Origin of the sequence: Marinobacter sp. (genome assembly GCF_034669625.1) — a bacterium.
Classification (GTDB): domain Bacteria; phylum Pseudomonadota; class Gammaproteobacteria; order Pseudomonadales; family Oleiphilaceae; genus Marinobacter.
Map to the genome: position 1 here is coordinate 199,178 of NZ_JAXMOY010000004.1, position 21,540 is coordinate 220,717.

General features: G+C 53.3%; 18 protein-coding genes. 15 read left to right on the forward strand and 3 right to left on the reverse strand.

The window, feature by feature from the left end; all coding sequences use genetic code 11:
• Positions 1-213 precede the first annotated feature (213 nt).
• From VOI14_RS05520 to VOI14_RS05550, 7 genes are all read left to right on the forward strand, one after another.
• Positions 214-1,479, forward strand: coding sequence for a polysaccharide biosynthesis/export family protein (locus tag VOI14_RS05520; protein WP_323751033.1), 1,266 nt, complete (start codon positions 214-216; stop codon positions 1,477-1,479).
• Positions 1,476-2,894, forward strand: a complete 1,419-nt coding sequence (locus VOI14_RS05525) for a hypothetical protein (RefSeq protein ID WP_323751034.1) — start codon at positions 1,476-1,478, stop codon at positions 2,892-2,894. The genes VOI14_RS05520 and VOI14_RS05525 overlap by 4 nt, the downstream gene beginning before the upstream one ends.
• A complete protein-coding gene (locus tag VOI14_RS05530; RefSeq protein WP_323751035.1) occupies positions 2,864-4,132 on the forward strand; it encodes an O-antigen ligase family protein in 1,269 nt (422 codons plus the stop codon). Before VOI14_RS05525 ends, VOI14_RS05530 begins: the two co-directional genes overlap by 31 nt.
• Positions 4,129-5,352: a glycosyltransferase family 4 protein gene (locus VOI14_RS05535; protein ID WP_323751036.1), complete on the forward strand. Its 1,224-nt coding sequence runs from the start codon at positions 4,129-4,131 to the stop codon at positions 5,350-5,352. Before VOI14_RS05530 ends, VOI14_RS05535 begins: the two co-directional genes overlap by 4 nt.
• A gap of 46 nt (positions 5,353-5,398) precedes the next feature.
• On the forward strand, positions 5,399-6,421 hold the full coding sequence (locus VOI14_RS05540) for a glycosyltransferase family 2 protein (protein WP_323751037.1): 1,023 nt from the start codon (positions 5,399-5,401) through the stop codon (positions 6,419-6,421).
• Positions 6,422-6,589: 168 nt separating this feature from the next.
• On the forward strand, positions 6,590-8,086 hold the full coding sequence (locus tag VOI14_RS05545) for a WecB/TagA/CpsF family glycosyltransferase (RefSeq protein ID WP_323751038.1): 1,497 nt from the start codon (positions 6,590-6,592) through the stop codon (positions 8,084-8,086).
• A 16-nt stretch (positions 8,087-8,102) separates the two neighbouring features.
• The gene (locus VOI14_RS05550; protein WP_323751039.1) at positions 8,103-9,428 is read left to right on the forward strand and encodes an NDP-sugar synthase; all 1,326 of its coding nucleotides are present in this window, start codon (positions 8,103-8,105) and stop codon (positions 9,426-9,428) included.
• A gap of 42 nt (positions 9,429-9,470) precedes the next feature.
• Here the strand turns inward: VOI14_RS05550 and VOI14_RS05555 are convergent, their stop codons facing one another.
• Complete coding sequence (locus VOI14_RS05555) at positions 9,471-10,388, reverse strand: pirin family protein (protein ID WP_323751040.1); 918 nt, start codon at positions 10,386-10,388, stop codon at positions 9,471-9,473.
• Between the two features lie 29 nt (positions 10,389-10,417).
• Positions 10,418-11,878 (reverse strand): malate:quinone oxidoreductase, encoded by a 1,461-nt coding sequence (locus VOI14_RS05560; protein ID WP_323751041.1) that lies wholly within the window; start codon positions 11,876-11,878, stop codon positions 10,418-10,420.
• A 270-nt stretch (positions 11,879-12,148) separates the two neighbouring features.
• On the opposite strand from VOI14_RS05560, the gene VOI14_RS05565 reads away from it, so the two are divergent.
• The 8 genes from VOI14_RS05565 (at position 12,149) to VOI14_RS05600 (ending at position 20,871) form a co-directional block, all read left to right on the forward strand.
• Entirely contained in the window at positions 12,149-13,204 is a 1,056-nt protein-coding gene (locus tag VOI14_RS05565; protein WP_323751042.1) for an NAD(P)-dependent alcohol dehydrogenase, read from the forward strand.
• 81 nt (positions 13,205-13,285) lie between these two features.
• Positions 13,286-14,254, forward strand: coding sequence for a beta-ketoacyl-ACP synthase III (locus tag VOI14_RS05570; RefSeq protein ID WP_323751043.1), 969 nt, complete (start codon positions 13,286-13,288; stop codon positions 14,252-14,254).
• 109 nt (positions 14,255-14,363) lie between these two features.
• On the forward strand, positions 14,364-15,365 hold the full coding sequence (cysP, locus tag VOI14_RS05575) for a thiosulfate ABC transporter substrate-binding protein CysP (RefSeq protein ID WP_323751044.1): 1,002 nt from the start codon (positions 14,364-14,366) through the stop codon (positions 15,363-15,365).
• Positions 15,366-15,374: 9 nt separating this feature from the next.
• Entirely contained in the window at positions 15,375-16,247 is an 873-nt protein-coding gene (cysT, locus tag VOI14_RS05580; RefSeq protein ID WP_323751045.1) for a sulfate/thiosulfate ABC transporter permease CysT, read from the forward strand.
• Complete coding sequence (gene cysW / locus VOI14_RS05585; protein ID WP_323751046.1) at positions 16,248-17,105, forward strand: sulfate ABC transporter permease subunit CysW; 858 nt, start codon at positions 16,248-16,250, stop codon at positions 17,103-17,105.
• A gap of 1 nt (position 17,106) precedes the next feature.
• Complete coding sequence (locus VOI14_RS05590; RefSeq protein ID WP_323751047.1) at positions 17,107-18,228, forward strand: sulfate/molybdate ABC transporter ATP-binding protein; 1,122 nt, start codon at positions 17,107-17,109, stop codon at positions 18,226-18,228.
• Between the two features lie 121 nt (positions 18,229-18,349).
• Complete coding sequence (locus VOI14_RS05595; RefSeq protein ID WP_323751048.1) at positions 18,350-19,834, forward strand: NAD(P)/FAD-dependent oxidoreductase; 1,485 nt, start codon at positions 18,350-18,352, stop codon at positions 19,832-19,834.
• 14 nt (positions 19,835-19,848) lie between these two features.
• Entirely contained in the window at positions 19,849-20,871 is a 1,023-nt protein-coding gene (locus VOI14_RS05600) for a bile acid:sodium symporter family protein (RefSeq protein ID WP_323751049.1), read from the forward strand.
• On the opposite strand, the gene VOI14_RS05605 is transcribed toward VOI14_RS05600, so the two are convergent.
• A complete protein-coding gene (locus tag VOI14_RS05605; protein WP_323751050.1) occupies positions 20,824-21,447 on the reverse strand; it encodes a J domain-containing protein in 624 nt (207 codons plus the stop codon). The two genes, VOI14_RS05600 and VOI14_RS05605, sit on opposite strands and share 48 nt — an antisense overlap.
• Positions 21,448-21,540 lie beyond the last annotated feature (93 nt).

Sequence of the window (21,540 nt, forward strand, 5' to 3'; positions counted from 1 at the left end):
TCGCAAATTGCAAACTTATCCAGCCAGCCCGGCATTTTCTCCTCCTAAATTAATTCGCATTATGCGAAACATCGAAGCTCCAGCGACTTACAAGTAATTTTATTATCTGTTTTCAATGTGTTACTAAAACCTCAAAGGCTGGCATGCTTTTTGGAACAGTTCATGAACGGGCTCCTCACCAGAGGGGCTATTCGGATGAAAGAGACTGTTCCTATGAAAACCCTGTCACTCATGATTGCGCTACTCATCGCTTTGTCTGGTTCTGGTTGTGCCGCACCCGGTCTCAGCAATGATCGGGATGAGAGCTCTATCCGTGGAAGCCATTGGATTCGTCATTCATCTGACCAGCTTGCAGGGCCTGCTCATTACCTGGGACCGCGTGATGCCTACATCGCATACGACCATGCTCCTGATGAGCAGCGAGCCCCGGCAAACCGAATTACTGCCGGAACTTCTCAGCTGACAGAGGGATTATCTGTTTCGCCACCGCTGTCACCCGGAGATCGGATTCGCATTGATCTACCGCCAAAGGGTTTCTTTCACGGGGTATTTGAAACCACGGACGCCGCACTCGCGGGTGTGTATGAGGTCGATTTTGACGGCACGTTAAAGTTGCCCTACCTGAACCCTATTCAAGTGGCAGGGCTTCCGCTGGCGTACGCCGAAAAGGCAGTGAATGAAACGCTGGAAGCGTCTGGCTATTTCAAGCGGGGAATGGCGGCTCTGAATCTTTCGATTCAACAATGGGCCCCCGTTCAGGTATCCGTCGCCGGTGCGGTTTTCAACCCTGGCCGGGTAGCGGTTAATCCGCGAACGGCTGAACTCACCGGGCAGCAGTTAATGCTCCGAGGAGGAAGCACATCACTGAACCGATTCATGACCACGGCGTTGCTGGCGGCTGGCGGCGTTCGGCCGGATGCGAACGTGCAACAAATTGAATTACTTCGAGGCGGCGTCGTCTACCCAATTGATTTGAGCGGCGCTATCGCCGGGCATCACATTGAAGATGTAGCTTTGATCCAAGGTGATCAGATTCGAGTACCGAGCCTGGGCTTACCGGACGCGCGCATCATCAGGCCGACGTCCATTACACCTCCCGGTATTCGCGTGTTCATCTCGAATCTGACGGTACCGGCAATGAACAATGCCAGCTCCGCGGTCGGCAGGCACGCCACCAGTCTGCCCTACGGGTCGCAACTCCACACAGCCGTCGTATCCGGCAATTGCGCTGGCGGTGCAGCCTCAACCAACAGCGACCGATACGCGGTACTCGTAACGACAGACCCCGTTACCCGGCGCCCTATTACAGTCGAGCGTCGGATTGAGCAGGTGCTTAGCCAGCCCGGCAGCCACTCTGTTAACCCCTACCTAATGCCCAACGACAGCGTGGTGTGTTACGACTCTGAAGTGTCAAACCTGCGCGATATCGCTCGCACCATTTCCGATGTTCTGTCCCCAATCGGGCTGATCTTTCGATGAATACGCAGACGACACCTGAAGGTACCCAGCGCAGCGCACTCGTTCGTTTCGTGGTGTACGGCCTGAGTCTTCGTCCGGCCGCACGCCGCCTGATGTATCTGGCTTTGATGTTGATACTGCTCGCCGTTATCTGGGGACCGATCGGCGCCTTGATCGCATTAAAGCCAAAGACATACTCCAGCGAGTGGACACTGATTCTTCCGGGCACAGGCAATGGCCTGGCAGTGAGTCTTGAAAGCATTGGCCAGGCTTCGGCCAGTGCTTCATCACCTTTCGCCAGCAGCTCGGTTGATCCGGTGGTGAATTACAAGGCAATTGCCGCCAGCAAGCCTGTACTGGCGCTCGCAGCGCAGCGTTTGGGTATGACGGTGCAGGCATTTAGTCAACCGAAAATCAAATTGGTGGATCAGACCTCTTTGATGGAATTCACCATGAAGGGGTCTTCGCCCGAGCTGGCATACGCCAAGTCTTACGCACTCTATGAGGCGCTCCAGTGGCAGCTTGACCAGCTTCGTGACGACGAAACAGACCATCTGGCGACCTCTGGCCTGCTCATGATCGCCGGTTTTAACGATAAGCTGGAAGAAGCTCAGCAGAAGAAGCTCGCGTTTCAGGTTAAGGCCGATATTGTCTCGTTGGAGCAATTTCAGGGGCTCATCACAAGACTGGAAGATAGCAAATATCACCATGAAAGCCTGGTGTCCGAGCACAGAGCGTTGGTGTCGCGGATTTGGACCCTCCAGCAGGGGCTGAACCTCTCGGAAGAAAACCTGAAATCAGCCATCGCACTGCGCAGCGACCGAGCCTTTCAGATCCAACTTGAGCGCCATGCAGAGGTTCACACCCAAATGTCCTCACTTGAAGGCATCTGGGGGCATGATCACCCACAACTGAAACAACTGCATGCGGCCCACCATACCGTTGATGAAGAACTGAATCGCCGGGGTCATCTAATTACTTCAAGACCGGAGTTAAGCAACAAAGAGCTGATCGATCTTGGCAATCAAACGGCCCACGACCAGGTACTGATCGAGCTACTGATGCTGATCTCGGAGAAAAACGGCCTTGAGCAACGCATTCAATCGGACGCAGCCTTCATTGCTAACTTGAAGCGCCGGATAGAAGCGACCACTGAGGACTCTGTTGCTTTGGAGAACCTGAGTCGGAAGCAACAAGTTGCAACAGCGGTGTTTTCAACGGCGCTGGCCAAACAGGATATTGGTAACGCCGACCGCTATTCGTCATATCCTTTGATTCAAATGCTGGCGCACCCCACCCTTCCTGAATCTGCGGACTCGACCGTCAAAAAGCTTGCTCTCATCGGTGGCCTGGGCGCCACCGTGTTCATGATCACAGGCCTCGGCCTACTTTGGATACGGAAGCCATGGCTCCAGAAACTACTGAAGAGCGCATAGTTTGGGTCGGACTCAGCTTGACCTACGCCTTCTACTTGATAGGCGCGCTCTATCTGGCTGGCCCGGTTATCGGCTGGCTGCTGGTTCTGACAATGGTGAAGCGTTTGCTTTCAACGGAGCAGCCATTTCGCGTGCCAGCACCGGCCATGGTATGGATTCTCGGTATGCTCACAATGCTCGTTTGCATCATTGTGGGCCACATACTGCAAGGCCTCGGCACCGGACAACTGATCAAATCCTCAATTGGCTGGGCCAAGGGTTGGGCCTTGCTCGCCATATTCATACTGGCAGGCGCCACCCTTAACATCAGGCCCGAACTCATAGCGCGCGCCGCCATGCGGGTTTGCCTGCATACCTTGTGTCTGCTGCCTTTGTTTGTCGCCGCCTGGATACTGCGCCTGCCGGAAACACCCTACGTGTCACCGCTGAAAATTATCGGTGGCCCGGGCCCTGAGTTCTTCGCCATGTCACTTTACGAACTGGATCCGCAAAGCGGGATGCCTCGCTGGCGCCTTTTCACTCCCTGGGCACCGGCTCTGGGATTTGTTGCAAACATCTTTTTTCTGCTGGCGTTTGTCGAACAAGACAAGAAATGGCGTCGGATCGGAGTATGTGCAAGTGTCGCCATGATCTTGATGTCGCAATCACGCCTGGCCATTCTGGTCCTGTTACTGCTCATCGGGGTGATGTTTACTCTCAAGTATTTCAAAGGCCCTTTGCTCGCGTTTGCCGCGATGGTGGCGAGCTTGCTGTTCGCATTTTTCGGCGGATGGGTGCTGGAGACGCTTGGCTCTACTTACGAATCCATAAAATCCGCCAGAGCCGATTCCACCCGTGTACGCGCCGCCCTCGGGCGCATTGCCGTGCATCGGTGGCAGGGCGAAGCACCCGTTTGGGGGCATGGCGTCGTTGAGCGGGGCCCCCATCTGGTGGAATACATGCCCATCGGAAGCCATCACAGCTGGTACGGATTGCTCTTCGTGAAAGGGGTTGTGGGATTTGCTGCACTAGCGATTCCGTTGGCTACCTCAATCTTCATTCTGGGCTGGTGTGCAATCCGCAGGCCCGGCATTGAACGTACCGGGTTCTTCTGCGCACTGATGCTCTTCCTGTACACCTTTGGCGAGAACCTTGAAATTCTTGCGTACCTCATCTGGCCCGGGCTCTTGTGCATCGGCATAGCTCACAAACCCGATTTAGGCCGCGACATTACGAACAACCAGGAGATTCCGTCATGACCTTTAAACCAAGTGCGACGCTGGTGGTTCCGCGGTTCTGGCCAGCTCGAGGCGGCTCCGAATTACATTCCCGCGAGCTTGCTCAGGCCCTGATCGCTGCCGGGCACCCGGTGAATGTGGTTTGCCACAGCTCAACGGATGAGTTCTCTCCCGAACTTGCAATCACGAGGCAGATATCCGGCCAGCAACAAGATGGCCCCTGCCCCGTCCACCGGGTTTGTCCTACGGGTCTGCGCCGCAATGTTATGGGTTGGCTGGCGGAGCGCCACGCGACTGTTCGCCCGCTTCGACCACTATTTGATTTTCTGTTACGAAAATTCAGCAAACGAGCAATCGCACATCACGCTCGCGGCCAACAGCTTATCCATTCCATTTACAACGGACTTACGTCTGCGGCCGAAGCCGCCTTAATGGCGGCTCGGGAACAGGACGTTCCTTTCATTTGGTCGCCATTGGCCAATACCGACTTGCCGGAGGGACAAGGCTGGTCATCGCCACGGTTCTGCAAACTCTATCAACAGGCGGATGCCCTGATCGCACTGACACAGCATGAAAAGGAATGGCTGGAGGCCCACGGCGCGCCTGCGGAACGAACTTTTGTATGCCCGATGGGGCCGATGGTCAGTGCGCCGTCATCGACGGCAGAATTCCGCAACACAAACCAGCTCGACGATAACCCCGTTGTTTTATTTCTGGGTCGACACGATGAAGCCAAGGGCTACCATCTGTTGCTGAATTCAGCCCGTGATATCTGGTCAGCACACCCAGACGTGCAACTGCTGTTTATCGGGCCGCAAACCGAGGAGTCAAGGAAACGCTTCGCGGCGATCAAGGACTCCCGCATTACCGTCATCGAAGACATTAGCCAAGCGGACAAAAACGCAGCGCTGGCTACCGCGGACCTGCTATGTGTTCCTTCCATCCGCGAGTCATTGGGTGTGGTGTACCTGGAAGCCTGGCATTACCACAAACCCGTTGTCGCCCTGGATATCCCGGTTTTGCGATCGGTCATCGCCGATGGTCAGGATGGTGTCCTGTGCAAAACGGACGGTTCGGATCTCGCACTTAAGGTTTCACACCTATTGGACAACGCGGCCGAACGCAATCGTTTAGGCGCCGCAGGCCGGCAAACACTGGACAAGCAATACAGCTGGTCATCCATCGTCCAAAAACACCAGGAAATCTATTCTTTTGCACTGAAACATAAAGAGCAGGCATGAATTCTGCTTTGTACGTCAGTGAGTCTTTCAAATCAGGAGCTATAACATGCCCAAAGTCAGTGTCATCATGCCCGTTTACAACGTAGCCAGTTTCGTCGCTCAAGCCGTTCAGTCAGTATTGGACCAATCTTTTCCAGACTTTGAGCTGCTGATTGTTGACGACTGCTCACCCGATAACAGCATCGCCATCTGCGAAGCGTTCAGTGATGATCGTATTCGTATAGTCAAACACACGGTCAACCGCGGTCTGGCCGGCGCTCGAAATACGGGAATCCGCAATGCTGAAGGCAAATATCTGGCATTCCTGGATTCCGATGACTACTGGGATATGGAAAAACTGAGGCTGCATGTTCAGCATTTGGATGAGAACCCGCACATCGGGATTTCCTTCAGTCGATCGGCCTTTGTGGATGAACACGGAGCTCCAACCCGCTTTTATCAAATGCCTAAACTGACGGACATTACGCCGGAACACCTGTTTTGCCGTAATCCCATCGGCAATGGTTCAGCGCCGGTGATTCGCAAGGCAACTTTCGACCAGATCGGTTACCAGTCCTGGTTTGAGGGCGAACCGGAAATACGTTATTTCGATTCTGAACTACGTCGCTCTGAGGACATCGAATGCTGGCTGCGCGTATCACTGCAAACAGGCTGGACCATAGCCGGCATCCCGCAGCCACTGACCTATTACCGCCTCAATGCCGGCGGCCTTTCAGCCGTGCTCGACAAGCAGCTGGAGTCCTGGGAGGAGGTGGCATTGGTAACGGCGACCTATGCGCCCACGTTCGTTACGAAACACTATCCCCATGCGAAAGCCTATCAACTGCGTTACTTATCGCGCCAAGCAATTCGACTGAGGGATGGCCGCGCCAGCGTCGATTTGTTCAGGAAGTCCATGCTTACCAGTAAAAAGCCTTTGCGCGAAGAATTCGGCCGCACCCTCACGACGGGCGTCGCCGCGTATATTCTGAGAATGATTCCGACTTTCTATCGCACTATCGAAAGATCCGCTTCGCTGTCTATCGGTTGGATCCAGCGCAGACGGATTGCCCAAGACCTCGCGGCCTGATACTTCTCCCCGATTGCTTTGCAAAATGCAACGCAATCGGGGGGCCTCCTTCCGACCTCATCTGAGAATTACAAAAACCCATCAATTTCAATATTTTAAATAAGCAAAAGAATTGGCACGAAAAGTGGAATGTTATGAGGTATCGCCACTTATATCGGAAGTGTTTTCATGAACCAGTTATCCCGACCCGTGCCCTCGACCGAAGCGCAGGACGCTCCAAGCCAACACCAGTTAAGCGAACTGCTCGGCGTATCCTTTTCCAATATCTCGCTGGACGATGCCTTGGAAAGCCTGACAGCGGTTCTTAAAGAACCAAGCTCCACCAACCTGTTTTTTGTAAACAGCCACTGCCTGAACGTCAGTTTTGATACACCGGAATATCGCCAAGCTTTGAAGCGCGCCGATCTGGTTTTCCCCGACGGGAGCGGCGTCGCGATGGGATGTGAGATGAATGGCGAAACACTGAAACACAACCTAAATGGCACCGATCTTTTCCCGTTGATCTGCCAACTGGTTGCAGCTCAGGGTAAACGCCTGTATCTGCTGGGAGCAACGTCCGGCACGCCACAACGAGTGGCAGCATGGGCGACTGCACAATATCCCGGCCTGAAGATTGTGGGCACGCAACATGGGTATTTCACTCCCGAACAAGAAACAGCGATCGTTGATGACATCAATCGCAGCGAAGCGGATGTGTTGCTAGTAGCTATGGGAGTGCCCACCCAGGAACTTTGGCTGGATCGGATACGACCTCAACTCAACACAAAACTGAATGTGGCGGTGGGCGGACTGTTTGATTTTTATGCCGGCAATGTTTCCCGCGCGCCACTTTGGATGCGCGAACGGGGGTGCGAATGGATTTGGCGCCTACTCCAAGAACCAATGCGCATGTGGCAAAGATACATCATCGGTAATCCCCTGTTTGCGCTCAGGGCGCGATACGAGGCCAAAACGCGGGCGTTCATCAAACAGATCCCCGACAAATTTGCGAACGAATCACGGCGTTCCCGTTTAGCCTGGCAGGCTGGCTTCAAACGATTTTCAGACAGCCTTCGCCTGATGCGCTTGACCAGCACTAAACGTGTAACAGACCTGACACTGGCCTGCGCTGCGCTACTGGTTTTGATGCCGGTACTTCTGATCGTCGCTGTGGCCATCAAGCTTGAATCCCCGGGCCCCGTATTCTTCAAGCAAACCCGAGCGGGTTACCGAGGCCGGCCGTTCTCGATGTGGAAATTTCGCTCGATGGTCGCGAACGCCGAATCCTTGAGATCGGACCTTGAGGCACTCAACGAAATGTCCGACGGCGTGACCTTCAAGATCAAATCAGATCCCCGCATTACTCGGGTGGGAGCCTTTATTCGCAAGTACTCCATCGACGAGCTCCCGCAGTTCTTCAATGTACTTAAAGGCGAGATGTCCATCGTTGGCCCGAGGCCAGGCCTCTATTCGGAATTAACCAAATACAATCCGGAGCAACGGTATCGCCTCGATCTCAGACCGGGCCTGACATCTGAGTGGGTTGTTGCGGGCAGGAACGATCTCAGTTTCAGCGAGCAAGCCGCCCTGGATGTCGCCTATCGCAAACACCGGTCGTTCTTCGGCGACCTGAAGCTAATGATTAAAACCGTACCAGCGCTGCTTTTAGGCCGTGGTGCCAGCTGACTTAAGGAAAACACTCATGAAACAGGCTTTGGTTTTTGCGGATCGTTCAGGCACCGAGCTCTCACCACTGAATGAACACTACTGCCCGGCAATGCTTCCTGTCTTGGGGCGCCCCGTGCTCGAACATAATCTGGCACACCTGCAACAAGCCGGTGTTGAACAAATCTTTTTGGTGGTACCAAACGGCGATACCAGCATCCGGAACTACTTCGAAAACGGCGCTCGCTGGAGCCTGGATATCCGCTACCTCAGCGCTCGCGAATCCGACAGTGCAGATCGGGTCCGGGTGCGGCTGGGTAATTGGCTGGCAGCACCGTTCATCGCTATTCGTGGTGATGTATGGCGCTCAGAGCTGAGTTCTGTCTCTGAAGCAGCCGCGCCCTACTGCAGGGTGTCAGATCAGCAAGGCAATCTGTTTGAGCTCTGGCACACTGACCAGAACTCTCTGGATGTGCTTGACTGGAACCGAGAGTCCAATCAAGCACCTACGCATAGACAGAACATCGTTGATTTCGACCCTCTGTGTCATCTGAAAAATTACCACCAGCTAGTGACCTCAATGGTATTGGACGAAGCCTCGACGCACTCAACCTTGGCTCCAATGGCCTTGTACCTTGGTGCCCAAACCCGCGTGCATCCGATGAGTGTGAATGATGGCACCACCACCGTTGGGGACTTCAGCTGTATCGAGATTGGTGCACAGCTCAGCGGTATCAATTACGTTGGGCGCCACTGCTTCATCGCACGAGGGGCGGCTATCAAAAACACAGTGATACTGGACAAAACCTATGTAGGCGCAGGAATGAGTCTGGAAAATGCCATTGTGGTCCAGCAGCGGGTGATACGGGTGGACCTCAATGCGAGCCTGGATATTAGCGATTCATTCATTCTGGCCTCAAACCGCCAGCCGTGGCTACAAAAATGGGGCTATCAAGCGGCCGAGCGGGTTGTAGCGTTTGCACTGTTGCTGGCTGCGGGGGTGGTGAACGCTTTGAGTTTGAGGATTTACAATCACTCACTGACCTCTCGCCCAAGTCGCGACGCCTTATATGCGGCCGTGACCGGAAAGGTTCGACTCTTTGGAAGGCTACCCTGCACTGAAGAAATGTCAGGGCTGACGGCAAACTATCCATGGGTCGCCCAATACTACAAGCTTGAACCCGGCGCCCTTAGCCCGGCCAAACTTGTTTATCCTAACACCGAGGATTCCATTCTACTCACGCTGGCTGAAATCGAACTATCCAAGAAGGATTCCTGGAAGGCCCTGATGGTTAATTCACTTCGCGCGATGAGAGCCATGGTGCGGGCAGAGCAACACGCCGAACAGGCGCTTGGCGCATAACGAAAAAAGCCCAGCAACTCACTGGGCTTTCACTTTCTCGGCTCACTCCGGCAACGGAATAAACTCTTCCTCATCCCCGGCAACTTTTGGGAACTTTTGTGCTTTCCAGTCAGCTTTCGCTTGCTCAATGCGCTCGCGCCGGGAGGAAACAAAGTTCCATTCGATATATCGGTGACCCAGGTTCTCTCCTCCCACAATTGCAATGCGGGAATCACGCTTCGCCGTTAACTCGATTCCCGGAGCATCGGTGAAGACCGCCATGGAATACACAGGCACCGTGGCATCGTGAACGGCAACCTCTCCCTCAGCAACGTAAACGGCACGTTCTTCAGCCTCAGGAACCACGATCCGCTGACCAGCTTTGAGGTGTGCTTCCACGTAAAGCGTATCCGCATACACTTTGACCGGAGAGGTTTTACCGTACGCACTGCCCATGATCACTCGAATGGGCACGCCATCGACCTCCACACGGGGGATCTCGGCATCCGGATAGTGGTAGAAAGCGGGATCAATTTCTTCGTCCGCTTCAGGTAGAGCCAACCAAAGCTGCAATCCGTTCAGACGACGTGCTGCCTGAGTTACTTCAGGACGTTCTCGTTCAGAGTGAGTAATCCCTTTCCCTGCGACCATAAGGTTTACATCGCCGGGGCGAATTGGCTGATAACTACCCACAGAATCCCGGTGCAGTATCTCGCCTTCGAACAGGTAGGTCACCGTTGCCAGATTAATGTGCGGATGAGGCCGTACGTTAATGCCATCGCCGGCAGGAAACTCCGCGGGCCCCATATGATCAAAGAAAATCCACGGCCCCACCATGCGGCGCTTTATCGTTGGCAGAACGCGGCGAACTTTAAAGCCACCGAGGTCTTTTTGCCGAGTTTCAATCAACAGATCAATCGTCTGGCATCCATCCGGTTTAAGACACTCTTGGTCAAGAACCTCAGTTCTTTGCGTACTCATTATTTCTCCCCTGTTGGCAGTTTCCGCGTTCAGTCCCCCAAAGCGGTTATTCCCAGCGTCTGATTGACCGAATCGCGAATTTCCCGGTAACGATCTGGGTTGTGTGCCAAAGCTTCCAGGTCATCTTCCGGGAACAGTTCTGATTTCCTGCGTTTGACTTCTTCATTCGTGAAAACCGCCGGAAATAAACGCTCCAGGCAGCGTAGCATAACCTCTGGCGAAACTGAGGCCCCAGGGGATGCACCGAGCAGGGTTGCGTAGGTCTTGTCAGTAGACACTATGATTTCTGTCCCCATTTGCAACGCGCCGTCTTTGATAATTTGTACCCGTTGGCCGGCTTCAATTGGCGCCCAATCAAATTTGCTGCCCAGCCCGGGTGCAAACTTTTCCAACTCGGCGAACATACTTTTCTTGCCTTTGAAGCTCTCCGATACCAGATATTTCACCAGCGGAAAGTGGTCGAACGTGACATTCAGTAGCCCGGGAATGTCGTGCAGCCGTAAAGAGGTCAAGTAATCGAAAAAACCACGGCCTTTTTCGAGCACGGGTTTAAAGGAAGCAAACGGTCCGAACAAGAGATAGTGCTGACCATCCACCAACCGTAAATCCAGATGCGGCACCGACATGGGAGGCGCGCCCACTTCCGCCTTACCATACGTTTTGGCCCGGTATTGCTCGGCCTGCTCAGGTTTGATCGGTGCTTGTAAGAAGCGGCCACCGACCGGAAAACCGGTGAATCGGCTGCGAAATGGCATCAGGCTTTTCTTGAGAATAGGAAAGGCTCCACCGCCAGCACCCACAAAAAGCACATCCGCTTTATGCTGAATAGGGCCCGCATCGTTTTGGGCCTCGACCAACCACTGGCCAGTGGGGCTTCTGTGCACTCTTTTCACATGCGTGCCAAATTCAATTTGAACCCCTAATTCGCGCACCGCGTAGGCAGCCATTTGCTCAGTCAAGGCGCCAAAATTGACGTCGGTTCCGGTTTCGATGGCTGTCGCCGCCATTTTTTCATCGCGTGCTCGCCCCTCCATGGTAAAAGGAATCCAGCTTTTGATTTCGTCGAAATCTTCCGAAAACTGCATCTGTTCGAAGAAATGATGGCCTGACATTTCCTTGAAGCGCAATCTCAACATTTCTATGGACTGCTCTGAAACGATGGTGCAGTGCTTGGTGGGGTTAATAAAGGATGAAGGGTCTTCAACGGCGCCTTTCCGAACTAGATAGGCCCAAAATTGTTTGGCCACATTAAATTGGGCGTGGATTTTTAAAGCTTTATCTACTGAAATGACCTCTTCATCAACCGGGGTGTAATTCAGCTCACAGTTTGCCTCGTGCCCTGTGCCCGCATTATTGAAGGCCCAGGAGTTGCCAGCTCCGGGGCCATCCAGCCGCTCCAGAATGGTAATGTCCAAATCGGGAACCATCTCTTTTGCCAGCACAGCAAGGGTGGTCCCCATAATGCCAGCACCGATGATGATTAGATTCATAGATTCCACTCGCTCCAGATGAGTTTACAGGGTTGTTTATCAGCCCTCTCACTCAAAAGTAGCACGGAACATTTCGCCCGGGAGCAGCAATTGATTTTTTATCATCCGCTCTCGCCACTCGGATTTCTCAAAGATACAGTGGTATTCATTCGGGAATTCGGCGTAGAGTTGCGTGAAGTTGTCGCGAACCTTGGCTTTATTCGTTGATTTCCGGCGCGACGCTAATGGCTATGTTGGGTAAGAAAACAAACAATTATTCAGGAGTTTTACATGTCTAATACGCGTGCCTACGCAGCCCAATCTGCAGAATCCGAATTAGCACCCTACAACTTTGAACGTCGCACTCTTCGTGATGACGATGTGGCCATCGAAATTGATTACTGCGGTGTGTGCCACAGCGATATTCATGTTGTAGAAAATGACTGGGGTGGTTCTCAATATCCGGTCGTTCCCGGGCACGAAATCATTGGCCGCGTCACGGCGGTGGGCAGTGGCGTCACGGCTTACCAATCAGGTGATCCCGTCGGTGTTGGCTGCATGGTCGACAGTTGCCGCACATGCTCTGCCTGCGATTCCGGGCTTGAGCAGTATTGTGATGAAGGCATGACTGCAACCTACGGCGGTATTGATCGGCACGACGGTTCGGTCACCATGGGCGGCTATTCGGACAACATTGTTGTCAGTGAACGGTTTGTGGTTCGGATTCCGGAAAAGCTCGACCCTGCCAGTGCAGCGCCCATTTTGTGTGCCGGCATTACCACCTACTCTCCACTCAAGCACTTCAAGGTCGGTCAAGGTCATAAAGTGGGAGTTCTTGGCATGGGTGGCCTCGGCCACATGGGGGTGAAGTTTGCCAAAGCACTGGGGGCTGAAGTCACTCTGTTTACCCGCTCCGAAAGCAAAGTCGCAGAGGCCAGGAAGCAAGGCGCTGATCACGTGGTAATCTCAACCGATCGCGATCAGATGAAAGGCGTGGCGAATTCCTTTGACTTCCTCCTCGACACCATTCCCGTCGCCCATGATCTGAATCCTTACCTTAAGTGCCTGAAGCACGATGGCATTCATATTCTTGTAGGGCTACTGACCCCCATTGAGCCTCCAGTGAATGCTGGCCTATTGCTGCTGAAGCGCCGAGTGATTGCAGGGTCTTTGATTGGCGGGATGCCGGAAACCCAGGAGGTCCTGGATTTTTGCGCCGAACACGACATTACCTGCGACGTGGAGATGCTGGATATCGGGGATATCAATGATGCGTATATACGCATGAAAAAAGGTGACGTGAAATACCGTTTTGTCATCGATATGAACACCCTCAAAGAGAGCTGAGACGAACCGCTAATAACGATTCCGGTGGCGCAAGGTTAGCATGAGGTCAATACTGATCGCATATGACCTTGGACATCACCCATGACTTACGCACGCATCGCCGGAACCGGCTCTTACTTGCCGGACAACGTTGTCACCAATCTTGAACTGGAAAAGACGGTTGATACTTCCGACCAGTGGATTCGCGAACGCACCGGCATTGAGCAGCGGTATATTGCCCTCCCGGGCCAAACCACGGTGGATCTCGCGGAGCAGGCGGCATTACGTGCCATTGAGGCCTCCGGCGTTGATGTTTCCGAGATCGATCTGATCATCTTTGCCACCACCACGCCGGATAAAATATTTCCTAGCTGCGCCTGCATTCTTCAAGCGCGTCTGGGCCTCCAGGGGTGTCCGGCTTTTGACATACAAGCTGTGTGCAGCGGTTTTGTCTATGCATTGGCGACCGCTGAGAAATTCATTCGCTCTGGCAGCAGCAAAAAAGCTCTGGTGATCGGGGCTGAGGTGTTCTCGCGTCTTTTGAATTGGGAAGACCGAACCACCTGCGTGTTGTTTGGTGATGGCGCTGGCGCGGTTGTACTCGAGGCGAGTGAGGAAACGGGGATTCTATCCACCCATTTACACGCCGATGGTCGCTACGAAACCTTGCTTCACGTTCCCTGCGGTGTTGCCAATGATTTTGACGCGGTAAAGGCCGGCACAGCGTTTGTGGAAATGAAAGGCAATGAGGTGTTCAAGATGGCCGTGAACACGCTTGGCAAGATTGTCGATGAAACCCTTGAGGCGAATCAGATGCAGAAATCCGACATAGATTGGCTGGTTCCGCATCAAGCTAACCTTCGTATTATTTCCGCCACCGCCAAAAAACTGAATATGTCGATGGACCAAGTGGTGGTTACGGTGAATCGTCATGGCAACACCTCGGCCGCCTCAATCCCTTTGGCACTCGATGAAGCTGTGCGTGATGGACGCATCCAACGCGGCGAAGTCGTGCTTCTGGAGGCCTTCGGAGGCGGTTTCACTTGGGGTTCCGCCTTATTGCGCTACTAACGCATATTCGAAAATGTAATTTCAATAGTTACTTAAAGTCTTTTTAGTTCTTAGCAAGCTTTGTTAAATTGCGCCTCAGATTCACTTAATAGGTTCTGAGGAGCTCTACATGAAAACGTTGTTTAAAGGCATCGCACTTGGCGCTGCCCTACTCTCTGCTCAGCCAGCTGTTTCAGCCGATCGGGAGCTTCTCAACACCTCTTACGACATCGCTCGGGAACTCTTCGCGGCCTACAACGTTGAGTTCCAGAAGCATTGGCAAGAAAAGACCGGTGAGACCGTTGAGATCAAACAGTCTCATGCCGGCTCTTCAAAGCAGGCGCAAGCCATTATCCAGGGCCTGAAAGCCGATGTTGCTACGTTCAACCAAGTCACTGACATCGACATTCTGCACACTCGGGGTCGATTGATTCCTGAGAACTGGGCAGAGCGCCTGCCCAACAACAGCTCCCCCTATTACTCCACCATGGCGTTTCTGGTTCGCAAAGGTAACCCCAAAAATATCGAAAACTGGGATGACCTGATTCGCGAAGACGTCTCATTGGTAATGCCGAACCCGAAGACATCAGGCAATGGCCGTTACACGTATCTGGCGGCTTTAGGCTTTGCACAGGAGCAGTTCGGCGACGATCAAGACAAGGTTGATGACTTCCTCGCGTCTTTGCTGGGGCAAGTACGCGTATTCGACAGTGGCGGACGCGGTGCAACCACCACCTTCGTTGAGCGTGGTATCGGCGATGCCTTGCTGACCTTCGAATCCGAAGTACTGAACATTGCCGACCGCCTGAAAGGTGAGTACGAAGTCGTTACCCCGAACGTCAGTTTTCTGGCCGAGTTCCCGGTTACCTGGATTGATGACTACACCAAGCAAAACGGTACCGAGGCGTTGGCGAAAGAGTATTTGAGCCACCTCTACGCTGAAGACTCCCAGCGCCTGTTGGCCAGCTTCAACTACCGAGTTCAGAACGAAACGGTTCTGAAAGAGAACGCTGACCGGTTCCGTGACTTAAAACTTAAGTCGATCGACGAAATCGCCGGCGGTTGGGAAAAAGCGATGAAAGAACACTTCGCCAGTGGCGGCAAGCTCGATCAACTCCAGCGTCGACGGTAAGAGACTCTAATGTCCGCAGCTGCTCAAACAAGCGTCGCCCCAGTGCGGCGCTTTTCCGGTCGTAGCAAACGAGTATTGCCCGGGTTCGGGTTAAGTCTCGGTATCTCCCTGTTTTTCGTCAGCCTGGTTCTACTGCTGCCGCTAACCGGGTTGGTGGTGGAAACGTCCGGCATGACGTGGGATCAGTTCGTGTTCACCATCACGGACCCGCGTGTGATTGAATCCTATAAAGTGACGGCTTGGACAGCCCTCGCAGCTTCGTTATTCAACGGCGCGTTTGGCCTTCTTCTCGCGTGGGTTTTGGTGCGCTATGAATTCCCCGGCAAACGTTTGATTGATGCGGTCGTGGACTTGCCGTTTGCGTTACCGACTGCCGTAGCCGGTATCACCTTGGCAACACTGTTTGCCCAGAACGGTTGGTACGGCCAGTGGCTGGACAAGCTGGGTGTCGAGGTCGCATTCACACCCATCGGCATAGTGGTGGCTATGGCCTTCACGAGTATTCCGTTCGTAGTGCGCACCGTTCAACCGGTGCTTGAAGAATTATCGCCCGCAGATGAAGAAGCCGCTGTGAGTCTGGGCGCTTCCGACGGTCGGGTGTTCCGTCAAGTGATATTCCCTTCTTTATGGCCGGCACTGGTAACCGGTGTCGCGTTATCGTTCACGCGCAGCTTAGGCGAGTTCGGCGCCATTATTTTCATTGCCGGTAACACGCCTTACGTCAGCGAAGTGACCAGCCTGATGATCTTTATTCGATTGCAGGAATACGACTATGCGGCCGCCAGTGCCATTGCGTCTATGGTATTGCTGGCTTCCTTGATTTTGCTGTTCGCGATCAACCTCTGGCAGAGCCGTTACTTACGTCGTCTGGAGGGCCGCTAGATGTCAGTCCATAAAAACAGAGTCGGCGACCAACCCTGGGTGCGCCGGACGCTGATCGGCTTGGCGCTGATCTTGACCGTGATCTTGCTTGTCATACCGGTTGTTGTGATCTTCACTCAGGCACTGAGTGCCGGTTGGAGTACCCTCGCGGGCAACATCATGGATGAATACACCCTGCACGCGATTGGGCTAACGCTCTTCGTCGCCTTGCTGACTGTCCCTCTGAATTTGATTTTCGGTACGGCACTGGCTTGGTCGGTCACACGATTCAAATTCCCCGGGCGCAAACTGCTGATCACTCTGATCGACATTCCGTTTGCTGTATCACCCGTTGTGGCAGGCCTGTTGTATTTGCTGCTTTATGGCCGTAACGGTTGGCTCGGGGGCTGGCTCAGCACCCACGATATTCAACTGATGTTTGCCTGGCCCGGCATTGTGATGGTCACCGTATTCGTAACCTGTCCGTTTGTTGCTCGGGAACTGATCCCGTTGATGCAACAGCAAGGTAGTGAAGAAGAGGAAGCGGGAGTGGTTCTCGGTGCGTCAGGCTGGCGTATCTTCCGGAAGATCACACTGCCCAATATCAAATGGGCGCTGATCTACGGGGTCATCCTCACTAACGCGCGTGCCGTTGGTGAATTTGGTGCGGTTTCGGTGGTCTCTGGCAATGTTCGCGGCCAAACCAATACCCTGCCCCTGCACGTCGAACTGCTATATCAGGATTACAACATTGTCGGGGCATTCGCCAGCGCCTCGTTACTTGCTGCCATTGCCATTCTTACGTTAGTAGCCAAAGCCTTTGTCGAATGGCGACAGGCTAAATCAGAACATTCCGCGCCGGAAACAAGAGGTGTCTGACATGAGCATCACCATCCAGAACATCAACAAAACCTTTGGAAAATTTCAGGCGCTGAATGATGTGTCTCTGGATATTCCGGAAGGTAAACTGACAGCGCTGCTCGGCCCATCCGGCTCGGGTAAAACCACGTTGTTAAGGATTATTGCCGGACTGGAATCCTCCGATGCAGGGAAAATTCTGTTTGGTGGCGAAGACGTCAGCAATTTGCACGTACGTGACCGCAATATCGGCTTCGTGTTTCAACATTACGCGCTCTTCCGCCATTTAACGGTCGCACAGAACATTGCGTTTGGCTTGGAATCCTTGCCGCGCAAAGAGCGCCCCTCCAAACACGAAATCGCCCAGCGCGTAGAGAAACTGTTAGAGATGATCCAGTTGCCGCAACTGGCTGACCGTTACCCGTCGCAATTGTCTGGCGGCCAGAAGCAACGTGTGGCGCTAGCCCGCGCTTTGGCCACACAACCACGCATTTTGCTGCTGGATGAGCCGTTCGGTGCATTGGATGCCAAGGTTCGAAAAGACCTGAGGCGCTGGTTGCGCGCACTGCACGACGAATACAACTTCACCAGCATTTTCGTGACGCACGATCAGGAAGAAGCGTTGGAACTTTCCGATCAAGTGGTCGTGATGAGCCAGGGTAAAGTCGAACAAGTGGACAATCCGGCGCAGCTCTACGCTCGTCCTGACAGCCGTTTCGTGTTCGATTTTCTTGGGCATGTGAATGTGCTTTCGGGTGTCGTAAAAAATCAGAAGCTGGTGCAAGGTGATGCTTGGGTCTCACTTCCAGCTACCAAGGGCGACCAGGAAGCGCAGCTTTATCTGCGGCCACACGAGGTGCAACTATCTCGCGAACCCAGCACACACGCACGCCTGCCCTTGCGCATACAGTCCATCAGCCTGATCGGCTCGGAAGTTCGCCTGGAGCTGGCCCCTGAGGGCTGGCAAAGCCCGGAGCTTTGGGAGACAGGTATAAGCCATGCCGAGTTCGCGCAACAAAACCCCACCCGCGGCGAGCTCTGGTACGCCGTCCCCAATGTTGGCCACCTGTTTGTAGCAGATTGCCAGCAGCCTCGCACGGTAGACTGGAATTTCCAGGACGCCGCGAACGCCAGCAGCATGTAACCGCTTGGTCACATGACATTATTTCGACAAAAGCCCCGGGGCCAGGAAACAGCCATCGGGGCTTTTTGTTATCTGATTTGAGCGCTATAGTCTGGCTACAAAAAATAACCAGGCAGTCACCATGAAACAGCGTCAGCAGCAAAAACCCTCCATCATTATTATTGGCACTGGCTTTGGTGGCATTGGCATGGCCATTCAGCTAAAGCAAGCCGGCTATACGAACCTCACTCTGCTGGAAAAGGCGCCTCAAGTGGGCGGTACTTGGCGCGACAATACATACCCGGGCGCAGCATGCGACGTGCAATCCCACCTTTATTCATACTCTTTCGAACCCAAACACGATTGGAGTCGGAAATTTGCGCCGCAACCCGAAATTCATGGTTACATTGAGCACTGCATTGTTAAATATGGATTGCGGCCATACATCCACTTCAATCAGGCAGTAACCGAAGCAAGCTTTGATGAGGCAGAAAACTCGTGGACGGTGACTACCGAGTCTGGCGACTTATTCAGCGCCAATGTTTTGATCACAGCCACCGGCCAACTTAATCGGCCGGCATTACCCAAGATTCCCGGACTTGATCGCTTCAAAGGTCGAACATTTCATTCGGCCACTTGGGACCATGATTTCGACCTCTCAGGCAAGCGTGTCGCCGTGATTGGCACAGGTGCCAGTGCCATCCAGTTTGTACCCGCTATTGTCCCTAAAGTTGCGAACCTCGATTTGTACCAGCGCTCGGCAGCCTGGGTCATTCCCAAAGCCGATCGTTCGTTTTCCCGGTCAGAGCAGACCTTATTTCAGAAGTTACCAGTTTGGGATCGGCTCTATCGGGGACTAATTTATGTGAAGAATGAATCCCGTGCCTTGGCGTTTACCCGATTTAGTCAATTTTTGAATGTTGTAGCGCAGCAAGCCATCAAAGAAGCCAAAACGCATGTGACGAATCCGGCCAAGCTCAAGCGCATCATTCCTGACTATCAAATCGGCTGTAAACGCATTCTGATCTCCAATGACTGGTATCCAGCGATCAATCAGCCTCATCTTGACCTGATTTCAGAAGGCATATCCCACATTGATGAAACCGGCGTCGTTACCACTGGCGGCCATCACCGACCAGCTGACGCCATCATTTTTGCCACAGGGTTCCGTGCGAGCGAATACTTATCACCCATGACCATCACCGGGCGTGATGGTGTGTTACTGAATGATGTTTGGTCGCATGGTGCAAAGGCCTTTAAAGGGATTACGGTAAACGGGTTTCCCAACTTTTTTATGCTCTATGGCCCGAACACGAACTTGGCCCACAACTCGATTCTCTATATGCTCGAATCGCAATTTCGGTATGTCATCAGCGCGCTGAACGCTTTGGCAAAATACCCGAATTCAGCGATGGATGTGCGGGAAGATCGCCAAACCCGTTATTGCTCGGTGGTTCAAAAAGGCTTGGACGGCACGGTTTGGGATTCCGGGTGTCACTCTTGGTATTTAGATGATCAAGGAAGAAACACCGCCATTTGGCCCGGCTTTACCTTCAGCTACCGATTTGCAACACGCTCTGTCGATACCGCTGATTACACGTTTATCACTCCGGACCCCGGCAACTGACTTAAGGTCTGATCATGAAATTTCGTATTGATACGTTTACCTTGCTACTGCTGGGGGCGATTTTATTAGCCTCATTTTTACCGGTAACCGGAGCGGGTGCCGATGCCCTTGCTACGCTCGGCACCTGGGCTGTGGCTTTATTGTTTTTTCTCCATGGAGCTGCCTTATCCCGTCAACAAATTATCGACGGGGCGACGCATTGGCGACTGCATATTCTAATCACATCGCTGACCTTTATTTTCTTCCCGCTGGCGGTTTTGCCGATAAACGGCCTCAGTAATATCGTGCCGGAATGGATGCCGAAAGATCTTGGGCTTGGCTTTCTCTATCTTGGGGTGCTGCCTTCTGCCGTGTCTTCGTCCATCGCCTATACCGCTATGGCAAGAGGTAACGTGCCCGCAGCCATCTGCAGCGCGGCCGCATCTAATGTGTTCGGCATGATGCTAACGCCCTTTCTGTTGCTGTTATTGGTCTCAACCTCAGGCGGCGGCAACTTTTCTGTGGCGGAAGCGTTGAAAGACATTGTTCTACAACTCTTACTCCCTTTTGCCGTGGGGCATGCTATGCGGCCGTGGTTGGGTGGTTTTTTAGCGCGCAATGAATCCCTCATGTCACGATATGACCAATGCGTTATCTGGATCATTGTTTATTCCGCCTTCTCGCACTCCGTGGTTAGCGGCCTATGGCAGAACCTTCCGGTGCAGGCCATCATTCTGGCAATCCTGTTGTGTTTCGGACTGCTGGGCTTTTTTATACTGGCGGCGACCCTGATGGTCAGGAAGTTCGGGTTCAGTTTGGAGGACGAAGCCGCAGTGGTCTTCTGCGGCTCGAAGAAGAGTTTGGCATCCGGTTTGCCGATGGCCAAGGTGTTGTTTTCCGGGCACCCTGGCTTCGGGATGATCGTGCTGCCGATCATGTGTTACAACCAGATTCAGGTCATCGTTGGTGCCATTTTGGCGCAGAAATATCGAGTTAAAATCGAACAGGCTTCAGCCGCCAACACCCATGCCACCGAAGATCATGGTCAGAATCACTAAGCCAATAATCCAGCCGACAACCGCTGGCCAAAAATTGGTTGTTTGAGAAAGCGGTTCTTCTTCAACACGTGGTTCATTTTCTTCAAGCTCACGTGAATGCTGTTCTTGCTCTGTAACGGCTTCCTGAACGCTGAACCACTCAAACCACTCTCCCAAAAAACGGGCCACAGGCTGGGGGAAAGAGCCGTTCTCAGCCAATGGCCGAATCCAGGGTTCAAGCTGTTGGCCGATTTCGCGACGGAGTGGTATCTGATCCGCAGGTGGTTCACACAGTATCGCTTTCCAGATACCCGCGTCCTGCTGGCGGCCTGAATCATTCATCAGTGCTTTTATCTGGATGACCACTTCTCGCACAATTTGGGATTCATTCGCGTCCAACTGAGCATCCGCTACGGGACTTGGTTCTGGTGACGGAACCGGATTAACCCGGGGTTCTCCTCCAGCGGCCTCACGATAGGCTTCGTCCAACTTTCGAGCCTCTTCAGCTGACGCAAACTTCATCTGGCGCTCATAAGCCTGACGAATCTCTTCGTGATCGCCCGTCGGCTCAATACCCAGAATCTCCCAGCAGCTCATACAACACTCACTCCAAATATGTAGTCTCTGCAAACTTTCGCGAGACAAATGGTTTTGGTTCTCCTAGGATTGGAGAATATATACATCTAAATA

What these genes read in the sequence shown, in the direction of transcription:
- VOI14_RS05520 (WP_323751033.1), top strand. Translation starts at nt 214, where the DNA reads ATGAAAACCCTGTCACTCATGATTGCGCTACTCATCGCTTTGTCTGGT.
- VOI14_RS05525 (WP_323751034.1), top strand. Translation starts at nt 1,476, where the DNA reads ATGAATACGCAGACGACACCTGAAGGTACCCAGCGCAGCGCACTCGTT.
- VOI14_RS05530 (WP_323751035.1), top strand. Translation starts at nt 2,864, where the DNA reads ATGGCTCCAGAAACTACTGAAGAGCGCATAGTTTGGGTCGGACTCAGC.
- VOI14_RS05535 (WP_323751036.1), top strand. Translation starts at nt 4,129, where the DNA reads ATGACCTTTAAACCAAGTGCGACGCTGGTGGTTCCGCGGTTCTGGCCA.
- VOI14_RS05540 (WP_323751037.1), top strand. Translation starts at nt 5,399, where the DNA reads ATGCCCAAAGTCAGTGTCATCATGCCCGTTTACAACGTAGCCAGTTTC.
- VOI14_RS05545 (WP_323751038.1), top strand. Translation starts at nt 6,590, where the DNA reads ATGAACCAGTTATCCCGACCCGTGCCCTCGACCGAAGCGCAGGACGCT.
- VOI14_RS05550 (WP_323751039.1), top strand. Translation starts at nt 8,103, where the DNA reads ATGAAACAGGCTTTGGTTTTTGCGGATCGTTCAGGCACCGAGCTCTCA.
- VOI14_RS05555 (WP_323751040.1), bottom strand. Translation starts at nt 10,388, where the DNA reads ATGAGTACGCAAAGAACTGAGGTTCTTGACCAAGAGTGTCTTAAACCG.
- VOI14_RS05560 (WP_323751041.1), bottom strand. Translation starts at nt 11,878, where the DNA reads ATGAATCTAATCATCATCGGTGCTGGCATTATGGGGACCACCCTTGCT.
- VOI14_RS05565 (WP_323751042.1), top strand. Translation starts at nt 12,149, where the DNA reads ATGTCTAATACGCGTGCCTACGCAGCCCAATCTGCAGAATCCGAATTA.
- VOI14_RS05570 (WP_323751043.1), top strand. Translation starts at nt 13,286, where the DNA reads ATGACTTACGCACGCATCGCCGGAACCGGCTCTTACTTGCCGGACAAC.
- cysP (WP_323751044.1), top strand. Translation starts at nt 14,364, where the DNA reads ATGAAAACGTTGTTTAAAGGCATCGCACTTGGCGCTGCCCTACTCTCT.
- cysT (WP_323751045.1), top strand. Translation starts at nt 15,375, where the DNA reads ATGTCCGCAGCTGCTCAAACAAGCGTCGCCCCAGTGCGGCGCTTTTCC.
- cysW (WP_323751046.1), top strand. Translation starts at nt 16,248, where the DNA reads ATGTCAGTCCATAAAAACAGAGTCGGCGACCAACCCTGGGTGCGCCGG.
- VOI14_RS05590 (WP_323751047.1), top strand. Translation starts at nt 17,107, where the DNA reads ATGAGCATCACCATCCAGAACATCAACAAAACCTTTGGAAAATTTCAG.
- VOI14_RS05595 (WP_323751048.1), top strand. Translation starts at nt 18,350, where the DNA reads ATGAAACAGCGTCAGCAGCAAAAACCCTCCATCATTATTATTGGCACT.
- VOI14_RS05600 (WP_323751049.1), top strand. Translation starts at nt 19,849, where the DNA reads ATGAAATTTCGTATTGATACGTTTACCTTGCTACTGCTGGGGGCGATT.
- VOI14_RS05605 (WP_323751050.1), bottom strand. Translation starts at nt 21,447, where the DNA reads ATGAGCTGCTGGGAGATTCTGGGTATTGAGCCGACGGGCGATCACGAA.